Raw genomic sequence first — 23,249 nt, forward strand, 5'->3', positions numbered from 1 at the left:
ATTTACGTAAAAAGTTTTATAAACAGTACAAATTCAATCGTGTTAAATTCATTTGTAATGTAACAGAATCTCACCGAATGATTCTTTCCATTTTAATATCGGCTCGTTCGTAAACGCCATCTTCCAATGGTACTTCTACGAAACCAAATTTTTCATACAAATGAATAGCCGACAGTAATTTCCGGTTCGAATATAAAATCAGTTTTTCCATTCCTTTTGCTTCGGCAACAGCAAGACAATGCAACATTAGTTTCTTACCAATTCCTAATCCTTGTACACCATCTGTAACTGCCATTTTACTCAGTTCGAAAGTCGTATCGTCAATTTTTATTAAGGAAACTGTTCCTACGATTTCATCTTTATATTTTGCATAAAAAATCATTCCGCCTTTGTCTATTATCTGACCTTGCGGATCCGAAAGCACAATTTCATATTTGGGTTCAACCCTAAAGTGTTTTTGCAACCATTCCAGATTTAAAGTTTTTATAGCTTCTTTATAAGCTGGAGAAAAAGGTATGATTTCAATAGTATTGTCTACATTCATAATTACTTTTAACTTAAAGTTAAAGAACGTTTTCCATCAGCGAGCAGCGAAATAGTGATAACCGAATGTACTTCGGGAATCAAATTTGGAATCTTCTCCGCCCATTCTATAAAGCACCAATTACCGGAATATAAATAATCATCAACACCCATATCCAAAGCTTCTTCCTCTTTGTTTAATCTGTAAAAATCAAAATGATAAACTAGCTGATTATCATCGGCTTCATATTCATTAACTAAAGAAAAGGTTGGACTGCTTGTAGCGCCAGTTACACCAAGTGTTTTACACAATTGCTTAATCAAAGTTGTTTTTCCAACACCCATTTCTCCGTGAAAAAGAATCACTTTTTTGGGATTTTCAGATATTATTTTTTGCGCCACTTCTTCGAGTTGGTCAATAGAAAAAATGATATTCATTCTTATAAAATTGTTTAAAGTTTAAAGTTTAAGGTTCTTGCCGTACACTGAAAACTGAGACTGACTACTTTTTTATTTCGGGTTAAAAACTAAAAACGGAATAATCATTTCTTCCAATGAAATTCCACCGTGCTGATACGTGTTTTTGTAATAACTCACATAATGATTATAATTGTTGACATAGGCCAAGAACAAATCATTTTTTGCAAAAATATAAGAACTACTCATATTTATGGTAGGCAAACCAATATTTTTTGGTTCTTTAACCGCATAAACATCTTTGTGTTCGTACGTCAAACTGCGCCCGGTTTTATAACGTAAATTTAAACTGGTATTTTTGTCACCTACCACTTTCGATGGATTTTTTACATTTATCGTCCCGTGATCGGTAGTCAAAATCAATTTGAAACCCATTTTTTGGGCTTGTTGAATAATTTCTAAAAGAGGGGAATTCTTAAACCAACTCAACGTTAGCGAGCGATACGCTTTATCATCTGAGGCCAGTTCTTTTACCACATCCATCTCCGTTTTGGCATGTGAAAGCATATCTACAAAGTTGTATACCACGGTCACTAAATCATTATCTTTTAAGGCTTTGAAGCTTTCGGCTAATTTTTTTCCGCCGGCAAGACTGGTAATTTTAAAATAATCTTCCTTGATATTCAAACCCAAACGTTTCAATTGCGCCGTTAAAAATTCTGCTTCAAAAAGGTTTTTTCCGCCTTCTTCCGGGTCATTTTTCCAGTATTGCGGAAACTGTTTTTCCATTTCCAGTGGCGTTAAACCAGAGAAAATCGCGTTTCTCGCATATTGCGTCGCCGTAGGAAGAATAGAGTAGTAAGGCACCTCTTTTTCCAATTTATAGTAATTTCCCACCACACTTTCAAAAGTTTTCCACTGGTCGTAACGCAGGTTGTCAATCACGACAAACAAAATGGGCTTGTCTTTTTTCTTGAGTTCAGGAAGTACTAATTCTTTGAATAACGTGTGCGATTGTACCGGTTTATCTGCTTTTGGAGCAAACCAATCCTCGTAATTGCGCTCAATGAATTTTCCAAATTGCGAATTGGCTTCTGTTTTTTGGGATTCCAAAATTTCAATCATGCTCTGATCATCGATATTCTCCAATTCCAGTTCCCAAAAAATCAATTTCTTGTACAACTCAATCCAGTCTTCATAGGAATTCACCATAGCCATTTCCATAGTGATTTTTCTAAATTCCTTCTGATAATCCAGCGTAGTTTTTTGCGAAATCAATCGGGAATGATCCAAGTTTTTCTTTAAACTCAACAAAATCTGGTTTGGATTCACGGGTTTGATTAAATAATCAGCAATTTTAGAACCTATGGCTTCTTCCATAATGTATTCTTCCTCGCTTTTCGTAATCATAATCATGGGAACCGAAGATTTTTTCTCCTTCATTTCTGACAGCGTTTCCAAGCCGCTCATTCCGGGCATATTTTCATCCAAGAAAACAATATCAAAATTATTTTCTTCAAAAATCCCAATGGCATCAAGCCCGTTGTTACAGGTTGTTACCTCGTAATTTTTCTTTTCCAGAAATAATATATGTGGTTTCAAAAGGTCGATTTCATCATCAACCCAAAGTATTTTTATTTTATCCATAATTGTATCAACAAGTGTTCTAACGTACTAAATTAAAGCGCCAAATTACATTTTTTTGCAACGGCTACCTGCTAATATTATGATAATTTTTTAACACACTTTCGCTGAATTTTACAAAATTACAATTCCCTTTCATTTTGTTTTAAGTTTGGTTCTGGGCGTGCCCCATCCTCCGTAAACTCCGTCCGGGTCGGGCTGTACGCTGTATCTTTCCTTTTTAAAGAAAAAAAGAAAGGATGCCGCTTCCATCCCTCACGCACTTGCGAGAATGATTGGGGTTTATTACTACGCTTGAGATGAAGAGTTTTCTGGAAACTAACTTGGATTATATTATTTGTAATGAATTTATTATATATTTGGGAATAACAATAATCTGATATTTTTTAGACTAAGAGAGCCAATTTCATGTGGATTGGGTTGGTTTTTTTTATTATGATTTATAAGTTGCTAAAATTCAAATGGTAAAAAAATTAAATATTAACTTATTAAAATTAAAGTGGATATAACTAGACTACTAAAAGATTATCCTACAGAATCTGCAACAGCAATTGCTACAGTTTTTGCTTTGCTAGGTTGGGTTGGTAGAAATATTTTTCAAATATTTATTGAGAATCGAAGATATAGCAAAGAACTAAAAACCTTTTTTTGGAAAGAAAAGCTAAATGCTGCAAAAAAAGCTTCTGAATTTTATTTGGAAAATTTGAATTTCTTAAATTTAGTTCGTCATCAATTTGAAATGTATGAATTGGGAAAGGCTAACCAAAATGAATTTTTTGAAAATATTGAGAAAGAAGTTAAATTTTATTCTGAAAAATTAAAAGCTTTTCCTCATTTTGAGCATCATCACATTAATATATTTTATGATTTTAATGAAAATCGTGCAATGGAAATAAACAAAAATACTTTTGAAATTAATCAAAAAATATTTGAATTAATTCCACAGGAATTAGATTCAAAATAACAGATTGATATTAAAATGAATAAAATTAAAGAATATTCAAAAATATTAAAAGACAATTATTCAGAACTATTCAATATACAAAAAACTTATCTTAGTCAAGTTAGGTCTGATATTAATAACTATTTATAAATAACAAATGTTTACAGCTTCAATTTATTTTCCTATCAGCGTCAGCGTCGCGCTCGTGACTGCAAACAAAATTGAATACAATTACAAATAAACGCACTATATAAATGAATGTCACACATTCATTTTTAAAATATTCGAAGAAAAACAAAAGGATGAAACCAATACTGATTTTAATAGTGCTCTTTTTTACTACAGCTTCAAATTCGCAAAATAACAATCCAAAAGAGAATAGTAAACCTTTTGTTCTGGGAAGCATCGAAGAAATACATTCAAAAGTATTATCCGAAAAAAGAATACTAAATATTTACTTACCGGAAGAATATCAACAAAATGATACCATCACTTATCCGGTAGTCTATTTATTGGATGGTTCCGCAGATGAGGATTTTATTCACGTTGTTGGGCTTTTTCAATTCAACAGCTTTTCGTGGATCAATAGAGTTCCAAAATCAATTGTTGTTGGAATTGCAAATGTGGATCGCAAAAGAGATTTTACATATCAAACCACCATCGAAGCCGACCAAAAAAGATATGCAACTGCGGGGAAATCGGCAAATTTTATTTCATTTTTAGAAAAGGAATTACAGCCCTATATTGAAAAAAAATACAAAACAAATGATTCAAAAACCATTATTGGACAATCATTAGGCGGACTTTTGGCCACCGAAATTTTACTTCAAAAACCAAATTTATTCAATAAGTACATCATCATAAGTCCCAGTTTGTGGTGGGATAATGGCTCTTTGTTGCGTCAAAATTCAGTTATTTATCAAGAAAACTTCAATAAAAAAATTGATATTTACGTAGGAGTTGGTAAAGAAGGACTTGCACCAACTGAGATTCCGCATGTTATGGAAGTTGATGCAAATCTATTAACAGAAAAATTAAAAAGTACAAAATCGAAAACGATTACAGTAAACTTTGACTATTTGCCACAGGAAGACCACGCCACGATAACACATCAAGCTATTTTTAACGCTTTGAGAATTTTGTATCCGATGCGCACGGAAAAGTAAAAGGCACTTTTATAATTGGACTGACTGTAGTAATTTTAAAAAATAAAAAATGAACACCGTAATTCTCAAAACAGAACGATTGGTTTTAAGACCAATCACACTATTGGATTTGGAATATATTCATGAATTACATTCTTTGAAAGAAACAGATGAATTCAATACTTTAGGAATTCCAGAAAATATTGAAGAAACAAAACAGCTGTTAGAAAAGTGGATTTCTGAAAACAATAGAGAACTTACGACCCATTTTACTTTTGCGGTCGAATTAATTACGGGAAACCAAATTATAGGATTAATTGGAATCAATTTGGGAAAAGTGAAATATAAAAATGCCGAAGTTTGGTTCAAATTTCACAAAGACCATTGGAACAAAGGCTACGCTACAGAATCTTTAAAAGAAATTCTCCGTTTTGGTTTCAATGAACTGAATCTGCATCGGATTGAAGCGGGATGTGCCTTGGGAAATATAGGTTCCATCAACGTTTTGGAAAAAACCGGAATGACAAGAGAAGCCCACACCCGAAAATTATTACCATTGTCATCCGGCTGGTCTGATAATTACGGTTACGCTATTTTATCAACTGATTAGTCATTTGTTCAATCTAAAAAAGCAACGTTATATGAATCCCAGAATTGAAATATTACCAGAGAAAAAATTAATTGGCAAACGAATTACACTTTCATTATCCAATAATAAAACAGCTGAACTGTGGAAAAGTTTTATGCCCAGACGAAAGGAAATTCAAAATAGTATTGGAACCGATTTGTATTCTATGCAAAAATATGATGCGTCCTATTTCAAAGCTTTTAACCCCAATACTGAATTCGAAAAATGGGCCGCCATTGCTGTAGCGGATTTCGATGAAATTCCAGAAGGTATGGAACCAATTATTTTGCCTGGAGGATTGTACGCAGTTTTTATTCATAAAGGAGATGTCACGACTGCTTCAAAAACATTTGAGTATATTTTCGGAACTTGGTTGCCCAACTCAGAATATGTTCTGGATGACAGAATGCATTTTGAATTATTAGGACAAAAATACAAGAATAACGATCCAGATTCCGAAGAGGAAATTTGGATTCCAATCCAACTGAAATAAAGTTTTGGATTAATTATCAAAAGAACAATTATTATAAAAGACAAAACCACTGCCGGTACAAACAGCAGTGGTTTTGAAGAAACAGGAATCAAAATTCAGTTATTTATTAAGAAAACTTCAATAAAAAAATTGAAATTTACATAGGAGCTGGAAAAGAAGGACTTGCACCAAGTGAGATTTCGCATGTTATGGAAGTAGATGCAAATCTATTAACATAAAAGTTAAAAAGTACAAATCTAAGACAATACAAGTAAATTTTGACTACTTGCCACCGGAGGACAACGCCACGATAACGCATCAAGCTATTTTTAACGCTTTAAGAATTTTGTATCCCACGACAACCGAAAAGTGAAAGCAAATGGCACTTTTAGCAATGAATTGATGGAAGGCGAGCGGTTCTTTTAATCGGTATGATAAAAACGACCAAATAGAATATCAAGAGACTTTTGAGAACGACAAAATCATCAAAAAATATTGTTAAAAGTATTGTTTCAGCATTTCTAAAAATCTGTTAATCAATTATGTTATAAGCAATAAATTTCATTCTTGAAATGGTGGTTTTTTTAAACTAGAGTAAATTAATTTAGATTCGAATTACTTAGGAAAAAAATGGTGAGTTTATTGAGCATCCGAAAAATAGGGATTATTTAAATTCGGGTTTTATTTTTTGACTTATTAACACTGATAACATTAAGAAAATAAGACGTTGAGCCGAGAAAAAATTAATATAAAATTGGCAGTAACAAATCGTGGAGATTTTATTTTTGTAATGTAGTATTATGGCGAATAAAATTGGTCAAGTTTTTGTATTGCCACAGTACTGCAATTTATTATTAATTAAATTTTTACCATTATGACAGAAGATTTCAAAATCATTGATAAAGAAGATATTGCGCTTCTTAAATTTCCCAAAACAGATGTTCTAAACGACATTGACGAAATAAAAATAAGAATAAGCGAAATTAACAGAGCATTATCATTAGGTAATTTAGAGCATTCAAAACTTAAAATTTTCTTTGAAGACAGCGAATCCAAAAAAGTTGTAGATACTACGGTTTGGGCTGTTACAGACAAAAATGTTATTTTAAAGCAAGGTGTTATGATCCCTATTCACAGAATATATAAGCTGTTTTAGTATTATAAAAAAAAATGAATACCCTAATTCTCAAAACAGAACGATTAGTACTAAGACCAATCACGCTATTGGATTTGGATTATATTCACGAATTGCATTCTTTGAAAGAAACAGATAAATTCAATACTTTAGGAATTCCATCAGATATCGAAGAAACAAAACGGGTTTTAGAAAAGTGGATTTTTGAAAACAATAAAGCACTTACGACACATTTCACTTTTGCGGTCGAATTAAATGCCGGAAACCAAATTATTGGATTAATTGGAATCAATTTGGGGAAAGTGAAGTATAAAAATGCTGAAGTTTGGTTTAAATTCCACAAAGACCATTGGAACAAAGGGTATGCCACAGAATCTTTAAAAGAAATTCTCCGTTTTGGTTTCAGTGAACTTAATCTGCATCGGATTGAAGCGGGTTGTGCCGTGGGAAATATAGGTTCCATAAGCGTTTTAGAAAAAACTGGAATGACAAGAGAAGCCCATACCCGAAAATTATTACCATTGTCATCCGGCTGGTCTGATAATTACGGTTATGCTATTTTAGCAATAGATTAATAAATGATTGTCAAGCATATGCATAAGAAAGTATTTTCAATGAATAGGTCAAACAACCACATTGTTTTAGGCAAAATGCATTTTATTTTATAGTAATGATTACCATATCAGTAAACTTTAATTATAAAATCTAATTTGCATATATTTGTTGACCAAAAAATAAAGTTATAGTGAGTCAAATCAATAAGCTAAAAATATTCAATGATCCCATTTATGGGTTTATTACCATTCCTAATGCCTTAATTTATGATTTAATTCAGCATCCCTATTTTCAGCGTTTGCGACGTATTTCCCAAATGGGACTTTCCTATTTAGTATATCCCGGAGCCAATCATACACGTTTTCATCATGCTTTAGGTTGTATGCATTTAATGCAAAAAGCCGTTGATGCTTTGCGATTTAAAGGAATTCTTATATCTCAGGAGGAAGAAAATGCCTTATACATTGCTATTTTATTACACGATATTGGTCATGGTCCTTTTTCGCATGCCATGGAAAGAAGTATTGTTGAGGATGTGCACCATGAAGCCATTTCGTTATTGTTTATGAACCAATTGAATGTAGAATTTAAGGGGCAACTGACTTTAGCAATTCAGGTTTTTAAGGGTGAATATGACCGAAAATTTATGCTGCAGCTAATTTCCAGCCAATTGGATATGGATCGAATGGATTATTTGAAACGGGATAGTTTTTATTCCGGAGTTTCAGAAGGTAATGTCAATTCAGAGCGGTTAATTCAAATGATGAATGTTGTGGATGATGTTTTGGTTATTGAGGAAAAAGGAATTTATTCCGTTGAGAAGTTCTTGATGTCAAGACGTTTAATGTATTGGCAGGTTTATTTGCATAAAACCAGTTTAGTAGCTGAACTTATTTTGACAAAAATATTAAAACGAGCTAAGGAATTAACTCAAAAAGGAGTTCATTTGCCATGTAGTGCACCGCTCTCTTTTTTTATGGAGAACAAAGTTACTATAGATACTTTTGACACATCAACATTGGATCTTTTTGCACAATTAGATGATTTTGATATTATAAGCGCTTTAAAATCTTGGCAAAAACAAGATGATTTTATATTGTCTTCACTGAGTAAAATGATAGTTAATAGAGATTTATTAAAAATAAAATTAACCAGCGAAAAAGTTACAGTAGAAGAATTACAGCCTCTGAAAGAACGATTTGCATTAGAGCATCATATTAGTTTATTGGAAACTAATTACTTTATATTTAAAGGAAAAATAAAAAATCAGGCATATAGTAAAGAAGCTGAACCGATACGGATTTTGAATAAAGATAAAACAATTGAAGATGTTGTAGATGCCTCTGACCAATTGAATTTGAAATCATTATCTAAATTGGTAACTAAGTATTATATCTGTTTCCCAAAACAACTGTTATAAAAACACCATTTAAAATCTATTTTTTTATATTTTTGTCGCGATGAAATTTACAGCAGAACAAATAGCAGGGATTTTAGAAGGAGAAGTTGTTGGGAATCCCATGGCTGAAGTTTTTAGATTATCAAAAATCGAAGACGGTGCTGAGGGATCACTTACTTTTCTATCCAATCCTAAATACCTGAACTATATATATACTACAAAAGCCTCAGTAACAATCGTTAATGATACTTTTGTTCCGGAATTAAAATTAACCACTACACTGATAAAAGTACAAGATGCGTATGCGGCATTTTCTAAATTATTGGAATTTTACAATCAGGTGAAATTGAATAAAAGTGGAATAGAGCAACCTTCTTTTCTCTGTCAAAGTGTGAAATACGGAGATAATTTATATCTTGGTAGTTTTAGTTATGTGGGGCAGAATGTTGTTTTGGGTGAAAATGTAAAGATATATCCTAATTGTTTCGTTGGAGATAATGTGGTAATAGGGGATAATGTGGTATTATTCGCTGGCGCAAAAATCTATTCGGAAACTATAATTGGGAATAATTGCACCATTCATTCTGGAGCAATAATAGGTTCAGATGGTTTTGGTTTTGCACCAAATCCAGACGGAACATTCACTAAAATTCCACAAATAGGAAACGTAGTCATTGAAGACAATGTAGATATTGGTTCCTGTACTACAGTTGACAGAGCTACAATGGGATCTACAATTATTAGAAAAGGAGTAAAGCTTGACAATCAAATTCAGATAGCTCATAATGTTGAGATTGGAGAGAATACTGTTATTGCGGCCCAAACGGGTGTTGCAGGTTCTACAAAAATTGGAAAAAACGGAATGATTGGCGGTCAGGTTGGGATTTCAGGGCATTTGACAATTGGTAATAATGTCCGAATTCAAGCGCAATCAGGTGTGGGAAGGAATATAAAAGATAATGAGATCTTGCAAGGAAGTCCTGCATTTGGGTACAATAATTTTAGTAAATCGTATGTTCATTTTAAGAATTTACCAAAAATTGTTGCGGAAATTGAAGAATTAAAAAAAGAAATATTAAACCAAAAAAATGGAAAAAATGGTTAAACAGAAGACCATCAAAACAGAAATCTCACTAACCGGAGTTGGATTACACACAGGTAAAGAAGTGAAAATGACTTTTAAACCTGCTCCAGTAAATAATGGTTTTACTTTTGTTCGGGTAGATTTGGAGGGGCAACCTATTGTTGAAGCTGATGCAAATTATGTTGTAAATACACAAAGGGGTACCAATTTAGAAAAACTTGGGGTGAAAATTCAAACGCCGGAACATGTTTTGGCGGCATTGATTGGTTGCGATTTGGATAATGTTATCATAGAACTAAATGCTTCTGAATTACCTATAATGGATGGTTCTTCTAAGTATTTTGTTCAAGCTCTGGAAAAAGCGGAAATCGAAGAACAAAATGCAAAAAGAAAAGTGTATGTAGTCAAAGAAGTTATTTCTTTTACTGACGAAGCATCAGGAAGCGAAATTTTAGTAATGCCAAGCGATCATTATTGTGTAACTGCAATGGTTGATTTTGGAACTAAAATTTTAGGAACCCAAAATGCAAACATGAAAAGTATTGCTGATTTTAAAACTGAAATATCAGAATCTCGAACCTTCAGCTTTTTACACGAATTAGAATCGTTGTTAGAAAACGGTTTGATAAAAGGTGGTGATTTAAATAATGCAATTGTCTATGTAGATAAGGAAATATCTGAATCTACTATGGAGAGTTTAAAAATTGCATTTGGAAAAGATGAATTAACAGTTAAACCTAATGGTATTTTAGACAATCTCACCTTGCATTATCCTAATGAAGCTGCAAGACACAAACTACTTGATGTGGTAGGTGATTTAGCTTTGATTGGAACAAGAATTCAGGGTAAAGTAATTGCCAATAAACCGGGGCATTTCGTGAATACGCAGTTTGCAAAAAAAATGGCAAAAATCATAAAAATTGAACAAAGAAATTATGTTCCTGTTTATGATTTGAACCAGGAACCATTAATGGATATTCATAAAATCATGGCGGTTCTCCCTCATAGACCACCATTTTTGTTGATTGACAGAATTATTGAAATGTCAGAAACACATGTGGTAGGAATGAAAAATGTAACGATGAACGAAAATTTCTTTGTTGGTCATTTTCCAGAAGCACCAGTTATGCCGGGAGTTTTGATAGTAGAAGCAATGGCACAAACAGGAGGAATTCTAGTATTAAGTACTGTTCCTGATCCAGAAAATTATTTGACTTATTTTATGAAAATTGATAATGTCAAATTCAAACATAAAGTATTGCCTGGTGACACCTTAATTTTTAAATGTGATTTAATAACGCCAATCAGAAGAGGGATTTGTCACATGCAAGCAAATGCTTATGCAAATGGTAAACTAGTTGCTGAAGCGGAATTAATGGCGCAAATTGCAAAAAAACAATAGATTCAGATTTAAAACGAGAATTTATCATTTGAAATAGATAAAATTCTGGTTTTATTCTGATAAAATATAAAAATAAAAAATAGCTGATGAATCAACCACTAGCCTATGTTCATCCAGGTGCTAAAATCGCCAAAAACGTTGTAATTGAGCCGTTTACAACTATTCATAACAATGTTGTTATTGGAGACGGTACTTGGATAGGATCCAATGTTACGATTATGGAGGGAGCAAGAATTGGAAAAAATTGTAATATATTCCCAGGAGCGGTTATCTCAGCAGTTCCACAAGATTTAAAGTTTGGCGGAGAAGATTCACTTGTGATTATTGGAGACAATTGTACCATTAGAGAATGTGTAACCATTAATAGGGGTACAATCGCTTCGGGACAAACTGTGATTGGTGATAACTGTTTAATTATGGCAACAGCACACATTGCTCATGATTGTCACGTAGGAAATAATGCTATTATTGTTAATGGTGTTCTTTTGGGAGGACATGTGACTATTGGTAATTATGCTATTGTTGGAGGATTGTCAGCTGTACATCAATTTATCAGTGTTGGAGACCATGCCATGATTTCAGGCGGTTCTTTACTTAGAAAAGATGTTCCGCCATATACAAAAGCAGCAAAAGAACCTTTGTCGTATGTTGGAATCAACTCGGTAGGATTGAGAAGAAGAGGTTTTACATCTGAAAAAATCAGGGAAATTCAAGATATTTATAGAATTTTATATCAAAAAAATTATAACGTTACTCAAGCTTTGGGGATTATTGAAGCAGAAATGGAAGCAACGCCTGAAAGAGACGAAATTATTGATTTTATCAGAAATTCATCAAGAGGAGTAATGAAAGGATACTCTGGGAACTACTAAAAATAAAGTAATTTCAGTTACCAAAAAATAAAAATAGTAATAAAAAATAAACAATATAATGGCATCTACATCAGATATTAAAAACGGATTGTGTATTAAATACAACAACGATATTTACAAAATCATTGAATTTCTTCACGTAAAACCAGGAAAAGGTCCAGCTTTCGTTAGAACTAAATTAAGAAGTTTGACCAATGGAAAAGTTTTGGATAATACGTTTTCAGCAGGTCATAAAATCGAAGAAGTTCGAGTTGAAAATCATAAATTTCAGTTTTTATATCCAGAAGGTGATCAATTTCATTTTATGAATACAGAAACTTTCGAACAAATTACTTTAAACAAAAACATTCTTGATTCCCCGGATTTATTGAAAGAAGGAGAAAATGTAATGGTAAGTATCAATACAGAGACTGATTTGCCTCTTTCTGTAGATATGCCGGCATCTGTAATTCTTGAAGTTACTTATGCAGAGCCTGGAATCAAAGGAAATACTGCTACAAATGCAACAAAATCAGCAACTGTTGAAACGGGTGCAACTGTAAATGTTCCTTTGTTTATAAATGAAGGGGACAAAATAAAAATAGATACGACTTCCGGTAATTACATGGAAAGAGTTAAAGAATAGTTTACAGTAATCAGTGTTCTGTAATCAAATATACTGGACACTGATTACTGAATACTGAATACTAAATAAATGAAATTCCAAAAAGTTTACACTTTAGAAGAAATTGCAAGTATCATCGACTGTGAATATGTTGGTGCTGCTGATTTCCCTGTTTCAGGAATGAATGAAATTCATGTTGTTGAAGCTGGAGATATTGTTTTTGTGGATCATCCTAAATATTATGACAAGGCATTAAATTCTGCAGCAACTATTGTTTTAATTAATAAAAACGTAGCTTGTCCGGATGGAAAAGCATTGTTAATTTCTGAAGATCCTTTTAGTGATTTCAATAAATTGACAAACTATTTCAAACCATTTCAATTTTCGAATGTATCAATAGCTACTTCAGCTTTCATAGGTGAAGGAACTGTAATACAGCCAAATGCATTTATCGGGAATCATGTTGTTATTGGAAAGAATTGTTTGATTCATTCAAATGTTTCAATTTATGATTATACCGTTATTGGTGACAATGTAATCATTCATGCAGGAACTATTCTGGGTGCTGATGCATTTTATTATAAGAAACGACCTGAAGGATATGATCAACTACTTTCCGGCGGAAGAGTGGTCATCAAAGATAATGTTGGAATCGGAGCACTCTGTACTATTGACAAGGGAGTTACCGGAGATACCACTATTGGCGAAGGCACAAAAATTGACAATCAGGTACATGTTGGACACGACACTGTTATTGGAAGAAAATGTTTAATTGCTTCTCAAACCGGAATTGCAGGCTGTGTGATTATTGAAGACGAAGTTACTATTTGGGGACAAGTAGGAACGACCAGCGGAATAACAATAGGAGCGAAGGCAGTGATTATGGGACAAACTGGTGTCACAAAATCTGTTGAAGGTGGGAAATCCTATTTTGGTACTCCAATAGAAGAATCAAGAGAAAAATTGAAACAACTGGCTAATATCAAGAAGATACCAGAAATTCTTAATAAACTAAAGTAATATGTCTGCTAAAGAAATCGTTCAGCAATTTTACAAATCAGATGCTCTCATCGATAGCGAGGTCCTAAAAGATTTTTTGCATCCTGAAGTTATTGTAGAATGGAACAGTAGCAAAGGATTAGTTCAATTGAATTATGATTCTTTGGTAAGTTTATCCAATGATTTGAGCAAGGCGTATGTGCGTTCTAAAGTTCGTATTAGTCATATTATTTCTGAAAATGATTTAATTTCAGTTCGGTATTCTCATTTTGTGAAAACGATTGAGAATCCAAGAGAAGAGATGTTATTGGCACATTTTATTGTTATTTGGCAAATAAAAGACAATAAATTATTTCGAGGGTATCAAATGAGTCAATTATCATAATTTAGTGTCAAAAAACTGAATGCTGAAGATTGATTAGTGCTTACTATTTTATACTTTTGCATAACCATTTTAAAAACTACATAAAAAATATATCATGAGTGTTTTAGTTAATAAAGATTCCAAAATAATTGTTCAAGGTTTTACAGGAAGCGAAGGAACTTTCCATGCTTCTCAAATGATTGAGTACGGTACTAACGTTGTTGGTGGTGTAACTCCAGGAAAAGGGGGAACAACTCATTTAGACAGACCAGTTTTCAATACTGTAAAAGATGCTGTAGAACAAGCAGGTGCTGATACAACTATCATTTTTGTACCGCCGGCTTTTGCTGCAGATGCAATTATGGAAGCTGCAGATGCTGGAATAAAAGTAATTATTGCAATTACCGAAGGAATTCCTGTTGCTGACATGATAAAAGCAAATAGTTATGTTAAAGAAAGAAACGCAAGATTAATCGGTCCAAACTGTCCTGGAATTATTACTCCGGGTGAAGCTAAAGTTGGTATTATGCCAGGTTTTGTTTTCAAAAAAGGAACTGTTGGTATTGTTTCTAAATCTGGAACATTAACGTACGAAGCAGCTGACCAAGTTGTAAAACAAGGATTAGGAATCACTACTGCAATTGGTATTGGTGGAGACCCAATCATTGGAACTACTACAAAAGAAGCGGTTGAATTATTGATGAATGACCCAGAAACAGAATGTATTGTAATGATAGGTGAAATTGGTGGACAATTAGAAGCGGATGCTGCTCATTGGATTAAAGCTGATGGTAACCGTAAACCAGTTGTAGGTTTCATCGCAGGAGTTACGGCTCCTCCAGGACGTACAATGGGACATGCTGGTGCAATCGTTGGAGGTTCTGATGATACTGCTGAAGCTAAAAAACAAATCATGAGAGAATGTGGAATTCACGTAGTAGATTCTCCAGCTGAAATTGGTAAAAAAGTAAAAGAAGTTTTAGGTTAATCAAAGCTCTAATTAAATATTTCTAGAAGCCTCACAATTTGTGGGGCTTTTTTATTATTAATTGAATTAAAGAAATATCTTTGCACTTTATTAAATATTTCTGTTTTTGCAGATTCAATTGTAATAAGAACAAACATAAACGAATGGTTTCTAATGGACCTCACGATTTTGTGGGGTATTTTTTTGTCAAAACCAGTTCAAATAAAAATAAAATAATATGTACAAAGAATTAAAAAATTTCAAAGTTACCAATCAGTTTTCATTTACTACAGAAGATAGTTTAGCAGAAGTTTGCAACGCATCAGAAGGTTCTGGAGTATTTTTAGTGTATTCAGTTGGGGATGAAAAAGAGTTAATTATGGTTGGTTCCACTGGAACTGTTCAAAATAATGGAACTTTGAAAATTAAAAATGGTGGTTTGAAAGATAAAATCGTTGAAGGACACCAATTTGCAAAAACAGGAAGAAAATATTCTTGGCCAGCACAAATGAAAATTGAAGATATCAGCACGCTTGAAGTGGTTTGGTATGAAACATTCAATGATGAAACTAAAGTGATTCCAACGTTCGTAGAAGGACAAGTTTTGCAAAACTTTCTTGATGAAAATGGAAGATTACCAAAATGGAATGTAGCTTTCTAAAAGTTAACAACTGTTTTTCAGTATTTTATAATTAAGCGCTATGTATCCATTTAGCGCTTTTTTTTGTTTTATTATTTTTTTGAGTGAAATTCAAAACATTTCATAAATAATTATTTACTTTTGCACCCGTTATCACGAATCCTGCAATAGGATAGCAACCTGCAACAACAAGCAAGGTGCTAAAACGATAAGCCAAATCCTTTGGAAAAAATGTTGTTTACATTCCCATATTTAGCTTTGTTTTTCGTCATAATTTTTAATTTAAAATTATTTTTATGACTTTATTTTCTAAAGAAAAAGGAAATGCCTTTGCCTTGATTCCTTTATTTGTTTTTATTTTTACTTTTTTGGGAGCGGGAATTATTTTGAATGATTTTTATGCTTTCCCATCTCCAGTAGCTGTTTTAGTTGGTATAATCGCCGCTTTTTTATTATTCAAATCCTCAACTGAGGATAAAGTTGAAACGTTAATCGCAGGTTGTGGCGAAAGTAAAATCATGACCATGTGTTTAATTTACTTGCTAGCGGGAGCGTTCGCAGTGGTAAGTAAAGCAATGGGCGGAGTTGACGCTGTAGTGAATCTTGGAATAAATACTATCGACGTTGCTTACTTCCCGTTAGGGATTTTCTTGATTGCTTCTTTTTTGTCAACTGCTACAGGAACTTCAGTAGGTGCAATTGTAGCGATTGGTCCAATCGCTGTCGCATTAGCTGATAAAAGTGGCGCTTCATTACCGCTTATATCTGGCGCTTTATTAGGTGGTTCTATGTTAGGAGACAATCTTTCCATGATTTCTGATACTACCATCGCAGCAACGCAATCATTAGGATGTGATCTAAAAGATAAGTTTAAAATCAACTTGTTCATTGCCTTTCCTGCTGCAGTTTTTACTATTCTGGTTTTCTTTTATCTTGGTTTGAACTCGGATATTGTGACTGTTGCCATTGCAAAAAGTGATTTTTCCTGGATAGCAATTGTACCTTATATTTTAGTAATCGTATTAGCGGTTGTGGGTGTTAATGTATTTTCAACATTGCTTATTGGTACTTTATTAGCAGGTATTATTGGATATTTTAGTGGTTCATTTACGTTTATGGAATTCACTCAAAAGATATACGAGGGTTTTACCAGTATGACTGATATTTTCTTATTGTCAATGCTTACAGGTGGTTTAGCAGCCATGGTAGATAAAGCGGGCGGAATAACCTATTTATTAGTTCAGATTAAAAAAAGAATTAAAAGTAAAAAATCAGCTCAAGCAGGAATTGGCGCTATTGTAGGTTTTGCTAATTTAGCTATTGCCAATAATACGGTTTCTATTGTAATTACAGGACCAATTGCTAAAGAAATTAACGATGAATACAATTTAAATCCTAAAAAAACAGCTGCAATTCTGGATATCTTTTCGTGTATAATTCAAGGAATTTTACCTTATGGCGCTCAAGTATTGCTTATATTGAGCTACGCTAACGGGAAATTAGATTTCTTTGACTTAATTAGTAATGCATGGTATCATTTATTTTTACTAGTTTTTACATTAGTGGCTATTTACAGTTCGTTTTGGGACAAATGGACAAAGCGATTCTTTAAAATTTAAGAGTTGAATTTTGACTGTTATTGCTTTTGAATTTTTTTTAAAAAGGGAATTATTATATATTTGACGAGTGTAAGATAGCCCTGATAGTAGTGAAAATCCTTTTATGTAAGCGATAGCGGTCATAAAAGATTGAAGCGAATAGCAGGAATAGCTCCAAATAAAATTTAAACTAATTTTTGAATATGAAATTACTAGAAGGAAAAGTTGCCATAATTACTGGTGCGAGTCGAGGAATTGGAAAAGGAATTGCTGAAGTTTTTGCAAAACATGGTGCAAATGTTGCCTTTACATATAGTTCATCAGTAGAATCTGCTTTGGCTCTTGAAAATGAATTGAATGCTCTTGGAATTAAAGCCAAAGGTTATCAATCGAATGCTGCGGATTTTAATGAAGCGCAAACTCTTGTAGACGCGGTTATAGCTGAATTTGGAACGGTTGATATTCTAATAAACAATGCCGGAATTACCAAAGACAATCTTTTGATGCGTATGTCTGAAGGCGATTTTGATCAAGTAATTGATGTTAACTTGAAATCGGTTTTTAATATGACTAAAGCCATTCAACGTACGTTCTTGAAGCAACGTTCTGGTTCAATTATCAATATGAGCTCTGTTGTGGGAGTAAAAGGAAATGCTGGACAAACTAATTATGCTGCTTCTAAAGCGGGTGTTATTGGTTTTTCTAAATCAGTAGCATTAGAATTAGGATCTCGTAACATTCGTTGTAATGTAATTGCTCCGGGTTTTATAGAAACGGAAATGACGGCTAAATTAAACGAAGATGTTGTAAAAGGATGGAGAGACGGAATTCCATTGAAACGTGGTGGAACCACTGAAGACGTTGCTAATGCGTGTCTTTTCTTTGCTTCGGATATGAGCGCTTATGTAACGGGACAGGTTATGAATGTTTGTGGAGGAATGCTTACTTAAAATTTAATTGAAAGATTGTAAAATTCAAAGATTTAAAGATTTAAAGATTTAAAGATTTTTGAACTACATAATTAATTTTTTAATCATTAAATCCTTCAATCTTTTAATAAAGAATAAATGACAACAAACACGCTACTATTATTACTGCTTTCTTTACTAATAGCTGCTGGTTTGTCGTTTTTTCAATATATCTACAAAGCCAAAAACAAATCGAGAGTCGGTTGGTTTTTGGCTTTTTTGCGTTTTTCATCTATTTTTGGAATTTTATTGTTGTTGATTAATCCAATAATAACCAAAAATACGCTTGAAACGGTAAAAACGCCTTTGCCGATTGTTGTTGATAATTCGAGTTCTATTTCTTTTTTGAATGCCAATGAAAAAGCATCAGAATTGTATAAAAGAATACAATCAAACTCTGATTTACAAGAGAAATTTGATGTGCAATCGTATCAGTTTTCTGATGACTTTGAACCTACGGAAACATTTGATTTCAAAGGAAGCCAAACGAATGTTGATGTTGTTGCCAAAAATCTTAAAAGCATTTATAAAAATGCAATATATCCAACGGTTTTGATTACAGATGGAAATCAAACTTCGGGTAATGATTATGTCTACAGTTTTGATGCTGTAAATAAAGTATATCCTGTGATTGTAGGTGATACGACAACTTTTTTAGATTTCAAAATCAATCAACTGAACGTTAATAAATATGCTTTTCACAAAAATAAATTTCCTGTAGAAGCTTTTTTGCAGTATTCAGGAACTAAAAATATCACAGCTGATTTTGTTATTTCACAAGGTAATTCGGTATTAAGTAAACAATCAATTGCCTTTTCACCTTCCAAAAAAACAGCAACTATAAACATACTTTTACCAGCTGATAAAATAGGATTACAGGTTTTTAAAGCTACAATATCATCAAAAGAAAAAGAAAAAAACACGTATAATAACGCTAAGAATTTTGCGGTTGAAGTCATTGACCAAAAAACAAATATTGCTATTATTTCAGCTATAAATCATCCTGATTTAGGCGCGATGAAAAGAGCTATTGAATCGAATGTACAGCGTAAAGTAACGATTGTTAAACCAAATGAAATCAAAACATTGCAAGATTATAATGTTTTGATTTTATATCAACCAACAACCGAGTTTAAAACTATTTTTGAGAGTAATAGAGCTGCCGGAATCAATACGTTTATCATAACAGGAAACAACACCGATTTTAATTTTCTGAATCAGCAACAGGATAATTTGAACTTTAAAATGAGCGGACAAAAAGAAGATTATTTGTCGGTTTTTAATGGGCAGTTTAATTTATTTGCAGCTGATAATATCGGGTTTGAAAATTTACCGCCTTTGCAAAATGCTTTTGGAACCGTAACCACAAAAGGAGCGGTGTCTGTTTTACTTTCGTCCAAAATCAGAACTATAGATACCAATTCACCTTTGTTGGCTTTTGCCGAAAATCAGGGCAAAAGAGCCGCTTATCTTTTAGGAGAAAACAGTTGGAAATGGCGTTTGCAAACCCATGACAACAATCAATCCTTTGAAAAATATGATGTTTTCATCGATAAGATTATTCAATTTTTGGCTTCTAATAATTCTAAAAAATCACTGGTGGTTGAACATGAAAGCTTCTATAATTCAGGTGAAGCCATTGCAATAACCACTCAATTTTTCAATAAAAATTACGAGTTTGATGAAAAAGCCCGTTTGACAATTGCGGTGACCAATACTAAAACGAAGCAAACTAAAAATTACGATTTACTAAAAGGAAATAATTCCTATAAAGTCAATCTTGACGGATTGAAAGCGGGTTCTTATACTTTTACTGTAAAAGAATTAAACTCAAAAACGACCTATTCCAGTAGTTTTGAAATTCTTGATTTTGATATCGAAAAGCAATTCGTCAATCCCGATGTGGAGAAATTGACACAATTAGCCACGCAAACACGAGGAAAAGCTTTTTTCCCAGACCAAGTTGATGTGTTGATTAAAACGCTTTTAGAAAATGACGAATACAAAGCGATAGAGAAGAATATTGTTACTAAAACTCCTTTAATTGATTGGATTTGGTTATTGGTTTTAATTTCAATTTTGTTGGCAACCGAATGGTTTGTTCGAAAATATAACGGATTACTGTAATACAATTAAACAACATGGATTTTAGACTGAAAGTATTTTATACTGTTGCCAATCGTTTGAGTTTTACCAAAGCCGCAACGGAATTGTTCATTACGCAACCCGCGATTTCAAAACATATTCAGGAATTAGAAGAGCAATATAAAATAAAACTGTTTGACAGGAATGGTTCTAAAATCGCATTGACAATTGCTGGTGAAGTATTATTAAAACACACCAAAAACATTTTTGAAGTATATCGCGAGATTGATTTTGATATGAGCACGCTTATTAATCAACGTTCCGGATTGTTGCGATTAGGCGCCAGTACAACGATTTCTCAGTATATAATTCCGCCACTTTTAGCTCGTTTCTATCAAAAATTACAGGATGTAAAAGTGAGTTTACTTAATGGAAACACCGAACAAATAGAAAATGCTTTACTAAATCAGGAAATTGAAATAGGAATTGTTGAAGGGCAATCAAAAAATAAATCCATTAAATATACCGAGTTTTTAAAAGACGAATTGGTTTTAGTTTGTAAGAGTTCCAATCCGTTAGTAAGTCTTGATGAAGTGACTCAGGAAGATCTTAAAAAGATGCATTTCTTAATGAGGGAACAAGGTTCTGGAACACTTGAAGTTATTGAACATGCGTTAAAACCATTTGAAATTAAACTATCAGAACTACAAATTGAAATGCAATTAGGAAGTACCGAAAGTATAAAATCCTATTTGATAAACTCTGATTGCGTGGCTTTTATATCGATTCATGCGATAAAAAAAGAACTTCAAAACAATGAATTAGCTATTTTAGATATTAAAGACTTAGTAATTGAACGTTTCTTTTACGTCATTACGTTACAAGGAAAAACGGATTCGCTATCGGACTTGTTTATCCAAAACATTTCCAATCATTATAATTTAAAGTTATAGCGGATTATAATTTGCGATTGGCATAAATAAATTTATCTACTGACCTTTGTATTGTAATAATTCAACAACTTTACATTGGAAACGCATCAAAAAGTCATTCAAAAAGAATCTTTTATTTTTTTTAAAGTAAATGCCCCTTTGCAGCAACTTATTTTTGTTGTCTTGCTATTGTTTTGTACCACAATTTTTGTTTCTCCGCCGATTGCTTTAGTATTAGGATTGATTGTAGCCAATCTTTTTGGGCATCCTTTTTTAGAATTAAATCACAAAGCCACCAATTATCTATTGCAGTTTTCAGTAGTTGGTTTAGGATTTGGAATGAATGTTCACAGTGCTGTTTCTTCAGGAAAAGAAGGCTTTTTGTTTACAATTATTTCTATTGTGAGTACTTTAGTTTTAGGAACTTTTTTAGGAAAATGGTTTAAAACGGATACTAAAACATCGCATTTAATTTCTTGTGGAACTGCAATTTGTGGAGGAAGTGCCATCGCTGCTATTGCTCCCGTAATTAAATCGAATGAAAAACAAACGTCAGTTGCTTTGGGAGTGATATTTATTCTGAATTCGGTAGCGCTGTTTTTATTTCCGGCCGTGGGTCATTGGTTGGATTTAACACAAAAAGAGTTTGGATTATGGTGCGCCATTGCTATTCATGACACGAGTTCTGTGGTAGGAGCAGCGAGTAAATTTGGCCCCGAAGCCTTGCAAATAGCCACAACAGTAAAATTAGCCCGTGCGTTATGGATTATTCCTGTAGCATTGATTACGGCAATTATTTTTAAAAATAAATCTGGAAAAATAAAAATTCCTTACTTTATCGGATTGTTTATTCTGGCAATGATTGCCAATATCTATTTGCCAGAAATGGATATTATAGGACCACATTTTGTTTCAGTTGCCAAGATAGGTTTAACAATAACTATGTTTCTGATTGGTGCCGGACTAAATAGGAATGTCTTGAAATCAGTGGGATTAAAACCACTTGCGCAGGGAATCTTGCTCTGGACATTTATTGCAATTGCAACTTTAGTCTCGATTATTTATCTAAAATAGTTTTATGATGAAAGGTTTTTCGTTTAATCACATGAAATTGCAATCGGAGATAATCATACAAAAGCGCAAACAACAAAAAGGTTGCAGCAACAAAAAGTGTTTTCATTTCCAGTAAATTATAAAGAAAACCACCCAAAATACAGCCTAAAAAAAAGAAAATAATAATCGATAATCGGAGGTAAATACTGGTTTTTAATTTCTTGTTTTCTTCGGGTTTTTTATAAAAGAACAATTGCGACAGCTCTATTCCTAAATCAGTAAAAAGTCCAGTTAAATGGGTTGTTCGGACAGTAGATTGAGAAATTTTTGTTACCAAAGAGTTTTGTATTCCCATGGCAAAAAGCATCGAAAAAGCAATCCATTTTCCTTCTGTGCTGGACAATGATGATTGTGCTCCGAAAATCCCAACACTAATCAAAATAATCATTTCTAATGAAATAGGAATGACATGAGATAAATTGGGATGTTTTTTCGAAATCAATTCGGCTAAAAAATTAGAGGTAAAAGCGCCCAACAAAAAGAAAATAGTGAATACAAAAAAGGTGATTGCGGCTGCGTAATCCCGCTTCATGATTTCTTCGGCAAAATAGGCGAAATGTCCCGTAACATTTGTTGTTAATGTTTGTATCGATAAAACTCCCGTAACATTTACAATTCCGGCAACAAAAGATAATAAAGTGGCTAAACGAAGATTGTGTATAAAAGTTCTGTTTTTTCCTTGATGTCGAAACATATTTGTAAGTTTTCTTATTTAATTAACAGAATCTTAAACCCAATTTTTTCTAATAACGATTTAAAGA

The 23,249-nt window shown here is 32.9% G+C and carries 24 protein-coding genes and 1 riboswitch; of the genes, 20 read left to right on the forward strand and 4 right to left on the reverse strand.

The annotated features are described in order from the left end of the window. Nucleotides 1-70: 70 nt before the first annotated feature. The 3 genes from BC952_RS09165 to porX all read right to left on the reverse strand — a co-directional run bounded on the left by BC952_RS09165 (nucleotide 71) and on the right by porX (nucleotide 2,586). A complete protein-coding gene (locus tag BC952_RS09165) occupies nucleotides 71-544 on the reverse strand; it encodes a GNAT family N-acetyltransferase (protein ID WP_121365306.1) in 474 nt (157 codons plus the stop codon). An 8-nt stretch (nucleotides 545-552) separates the two neighbouring features. Next, the gene (gene tsaE / locus BC952_RS09170; protein WP_121365308.1) at nucleotides 553-960 is read right to left on the reverse strand and encodes a tRNA (adenosine(37)-N6)-threonylcarbamoyltransferase complex ATPase subunit type 1 TsaE; all 408 of its coding nucleotides are present in this window, start codon (nucleotides 958-960) and stop codon (nucleotides 553-555) included. Nucleotides 961-1,032: 72 nt separating this feature from the next. Further along, entirely contained in the window at nucleotides 1,033-2,586 is a 1,554-nt protein-coding gene (gene porX / locus BC952_RS09175; protein ID WP_113633886.1) for a T9SS response regulator signal transducer PorX, read from the reverse strand. A gap of 496 nt (nucleotides 2,587-3,082) precedes the next feature. Between porX and BC952_RS09180 the strand changes: the two genes are divergently transcribed. The 20 genes from BC952_RS09180 to BC952_RS09275 all read left to right on the forward strand — a co-directional run bounded on the left by BC952_RS09180 (nucleotide 3,083) and on the right by BC952_RS09275 (nucleotide 22,449). Then, nucleotides 3,083-3,547: a hypothetical protein gene (locus BC952_RS09180; RefSeq protein WP_121365310.1), complete on the forward strand. Its 465-nt coding sequence runs from the start codon at nucleotides 3,083-3,085 to the stop codon at nucleotides 3,545-3,547. 281 nt (nucleotides 3,548-3,828) lie between these two features. After that, nucleotides 3,829-4,692 (forward strand): alpha/beta hydrolase, encoded by an 864-nt coding sequence (locus BC952_RS09185; RefSeq protein WP_121365311.1) that lies wholly within the window; start codon nucleotides 3,829-3,831, stop codon nucleotides 4,690-4,692. 49 nt (nucleotides 4,693-4,741) lie between these two features. Beyond that, on the forward strand, nucleotides 4,742-5,281 hold the full coding sequence (locus tag BC952_RS09190; protein WP_121365313.1) for a GNAT family N-acetyltransferase: 540 nt from the start codon (nucleotides 4,742-4,744) through the stop codon (nucleotides 5,279-5,281). A gap of 31 nt (nucleotides 5,282-5,312) precedes the next feature. Further along, nucleotides 5,313-5,792, forward strand: a complete 480-nt coding sequence (locus BC952_RS09195) for a GyrI-like domain-containing protein (protein ID WP_121365315.1) — start codon at nucleotides 5,313-5,315, stop codon at nucleotides 5,790-5,792. Nucleotides 5,793-6,645: 853 nt separating this feature from the next. Then, nucleotides 6,646-6,927 (forward strand): hypothetical protein, encoded by a 282-nt coding sequence (locus BC952_RS09200; protein ID WP_121365316.1) that lies wholly within the window; start codon nucleotides 6,646-6,648, stop codon nucleotides 6,925-6,927. A 14-nt stretch (nucleotides 6,928-6,941) separates the two neighbouring features. Continuing rightward, nucleotides 6,942-7,481 carry a GNAT family N-acetyltransferase gene (locus BC952_RS09205; RefSeq protein WP_121365318.1) on the forward strand — a complete coding sequence of 180 codons (540 nt, stop codon included), beginning with the start codon at nucleotides 6,942-6,944 and terminating at the stop codon, nucleotides 7,479-7,481. 170 nt (nucleotides 7,482-7,651) lie between these two features. Continuing rightward, the gene (locus tag BC952_RS09210) at nucleotides 7,652-8,881 is read left to right on the forward strand and encodes an HD domain-containing protein (protein ID WP_121365319.1); all 1,230 of its coding nucleotides are present in this window, start codon (nucleotides 7,652-7,654) and stop codon (nucleotides 8,879-8,881) included. Nucleotides 8,882-8,921: 40 nt separating this feature from the next. After that, nucleotides 8,922-9,965, forward strand: coding sequence for a UDP-3-O-(3-hydroxymyristoyl)glucosamine N-acyltransferase (lpxD, locus tag BC952_RS09215; protein ID WP_121365321.1), 1,044 nt, complete (start codon nucleotides 8,922-8,924; stop codon nucleotides 9,963-9,965). Beyond that, nucleotides 9,958-11,346 (forward strand): bifunctional UDP-3-O-[3-hydroxymyristoyl] N-acetylglucosamine deacetylase/3-hydroxyacyl-ACP dehydratase, encoded by a 1,389-nt coding sequence (locus BC952_RS09220; protein WP_121365540.1) that lies wholly within the window; start codon nucleotides 9,958-9,960, stop codon nucleotides 11,344-11,346. Before lpxD ends, BC952_RS09220 begins: the two co-directional genes overlap by 8 nt. 86 nt (nucleotides 11,347-11,432) lie before the next feature. Next, a complete protein-coding gene (lpxA, locus tag BC952_RS09225; protein WP_073351284.1) occupies nucleotides 11,433-12,218 on the forward strand; it encodes an acyl-ACP--UDP-N-acetylglucosamine O-acyltransferase in 786 nt (261 codons plus the stop codon). A 58-nt stretch (nucleotides 12,219-12,276) separates the two neighbouring features. Beyond that, complete coding sequence (gene efp, locus BC952_RS09230) at nucleotides 12,277-12,843, forward strand: elongation factor P (RefSeq protein WP_114754535.1); 567 nt, start codon at nucleotides 12,277-12,279, stop codon at nucleotides 12,841-12,843. A gap of 69 nt (nucleotides 12,844-12,912) precedes the next feature. After that, complete coding sequence (locus tag BC952_RS09235; RefSeq protein WP_121365323.1) at nucleotides 12,913-13,842, forward strand: UDP-3-O-(3-hydroxymyristoyl)glucosamine N-acyltransferase; 930 nt, start codon at nucleotides 12,913-12,915, stop codon at nucleotides 13,840-13,842. A gap of 1 nt (nucleotide 13,843) precedes the next feature. Then, a complete protein-coding gene (locus BC952_RS09240) occupies nucleotides 13,844-14,206 on the forward strand; it encodes a nuclear transport factor 2 family protein (RefSeq protein ID WP_121365324.1) in 363 nt (120 codons plus the stop codon). Between the two features lie 94 nt (nucleotides 14,207-14,300). Then, nucleotides 14,301-15,173 (forward strand): succinate--CoA ligase subunit alpha, encoded by an 873-nt coding sequence (gene sucD / locus BC952_RS09245; RefSeq protein ID WP_035672307.1) that lies wholly within the window; start codon nucleotides 14,301-14,303, stop codon nucleotides 15,171-15,173. Between the two features lie 217 nt (nucleotides 15,174-15,390). Beyond that, entirely contained in the window at nucleotides 15,391-15,813 is a 423-nt protein-coding gene (locus BC952_RS09250) for a hypothetical protein (RefSeq protein WP_121365326.1), read from the forward strand. Between the two features lie 124 nt (nucleotides 15,814-15,937). Beyond that, nucleotides 15,938-16,034, forward strand: a riboswitch (SAM-I-IV-variant riboswitch). Between the two features lie 54 nt (nucleotides 16,035-16,088). Next, nucleotides 16,089-17,411, forward strand: a complete 1,323-nt coding sequence (locus BC952_RS09255) for a Na+/H+ antiporter NhaC family protein (RefSeq protein WP_121365328.1) — start codon at nucleotides 16,089-16,091, stop codon at nucleotides 17,409-17,411. 182 nt (nucleotides 17,412-17,593) lie between these two features. After that, a complete protein-coding gene (gene fabG, locus BC952_RS09260) occupies nucleotides 17,594-18,340 on the forward strand; it encodes a 3-oxoacyl-[acyl-carrier-protein] reductase (RefSeq protein ID WP_113633871.1) in 747 nt (248 codons plus the stop codon). A gap of 117 nt (nucleotides 18,341-18,457) precedes the next feature. Then, nucleotides 18,458-20,485: a hypothetical protein gene (locus BC952_RS09265; protein ID WP_121365329.1), complete on the forward strand. Its 2,028-nt coding sequence runs from the start codon at nucleotides 18,458-18,460 to the stop codon at nucleotides 20,483-20,485. A gap of 14 nt (nucleotides 20,486-20,499) precedes the next feature. Further along, on the forward strand, nucleotides 20,500-21,396 hold the full coding sequence (locus tag BC952_RS09270) for a LysR family transcriptional regulator (RefSeq protein ID WP_121365331.1): 897 nt from the start codon (nucleotides 20,500-20,502) through the stop codon (nucleotides 21,394-21,396). Between the two features lie 96 nt (nucleotides 21,397-21,492). Continuing rightward, the gene (locus BC952_RS09275; RefSeq protein ID WP_482788924.1) at nucleotides 21,493-22,449 is read left to right on the forward strand and encodes a YeiH family protein; all 957 of its coding nucleotides are present in this window, start codon (nucleotides 21,493-21,495) and stop codon (nucleotides 22,447-22,449) included. Here BC952_RS09275 and BC952_RS09280 read toward each other — a convergent pair. Continuing rightward, nucleotides 22,433-23,182: a YoaK family protein gene (locus BC952_RS09280; RefSeq protein WP_121365334.1), complete on the reverse strand. Its 750-nt coding sequence runs from the start codon at nucleotides 23,180-23,182 to the stop codon at nucleotides 22,433-22,435. The two genes, BC952_RS09275 and BC952_RS09280, sit on opposite strands and share 17 nt — an antisense overlap. Nucleotides 23,183-23,249 lie beyond the last annotated feature (67 nt).

Source organism: Flavobacterium limicola (genome assembly GCF_003634755.1).
Taxonomy (GTDB): Bacteria; Bacteroidota; Bacteroidia; order Flavobacteriales; family Flavobacteriaceae; genus Flavobacterium; species Flavobacterium limicola.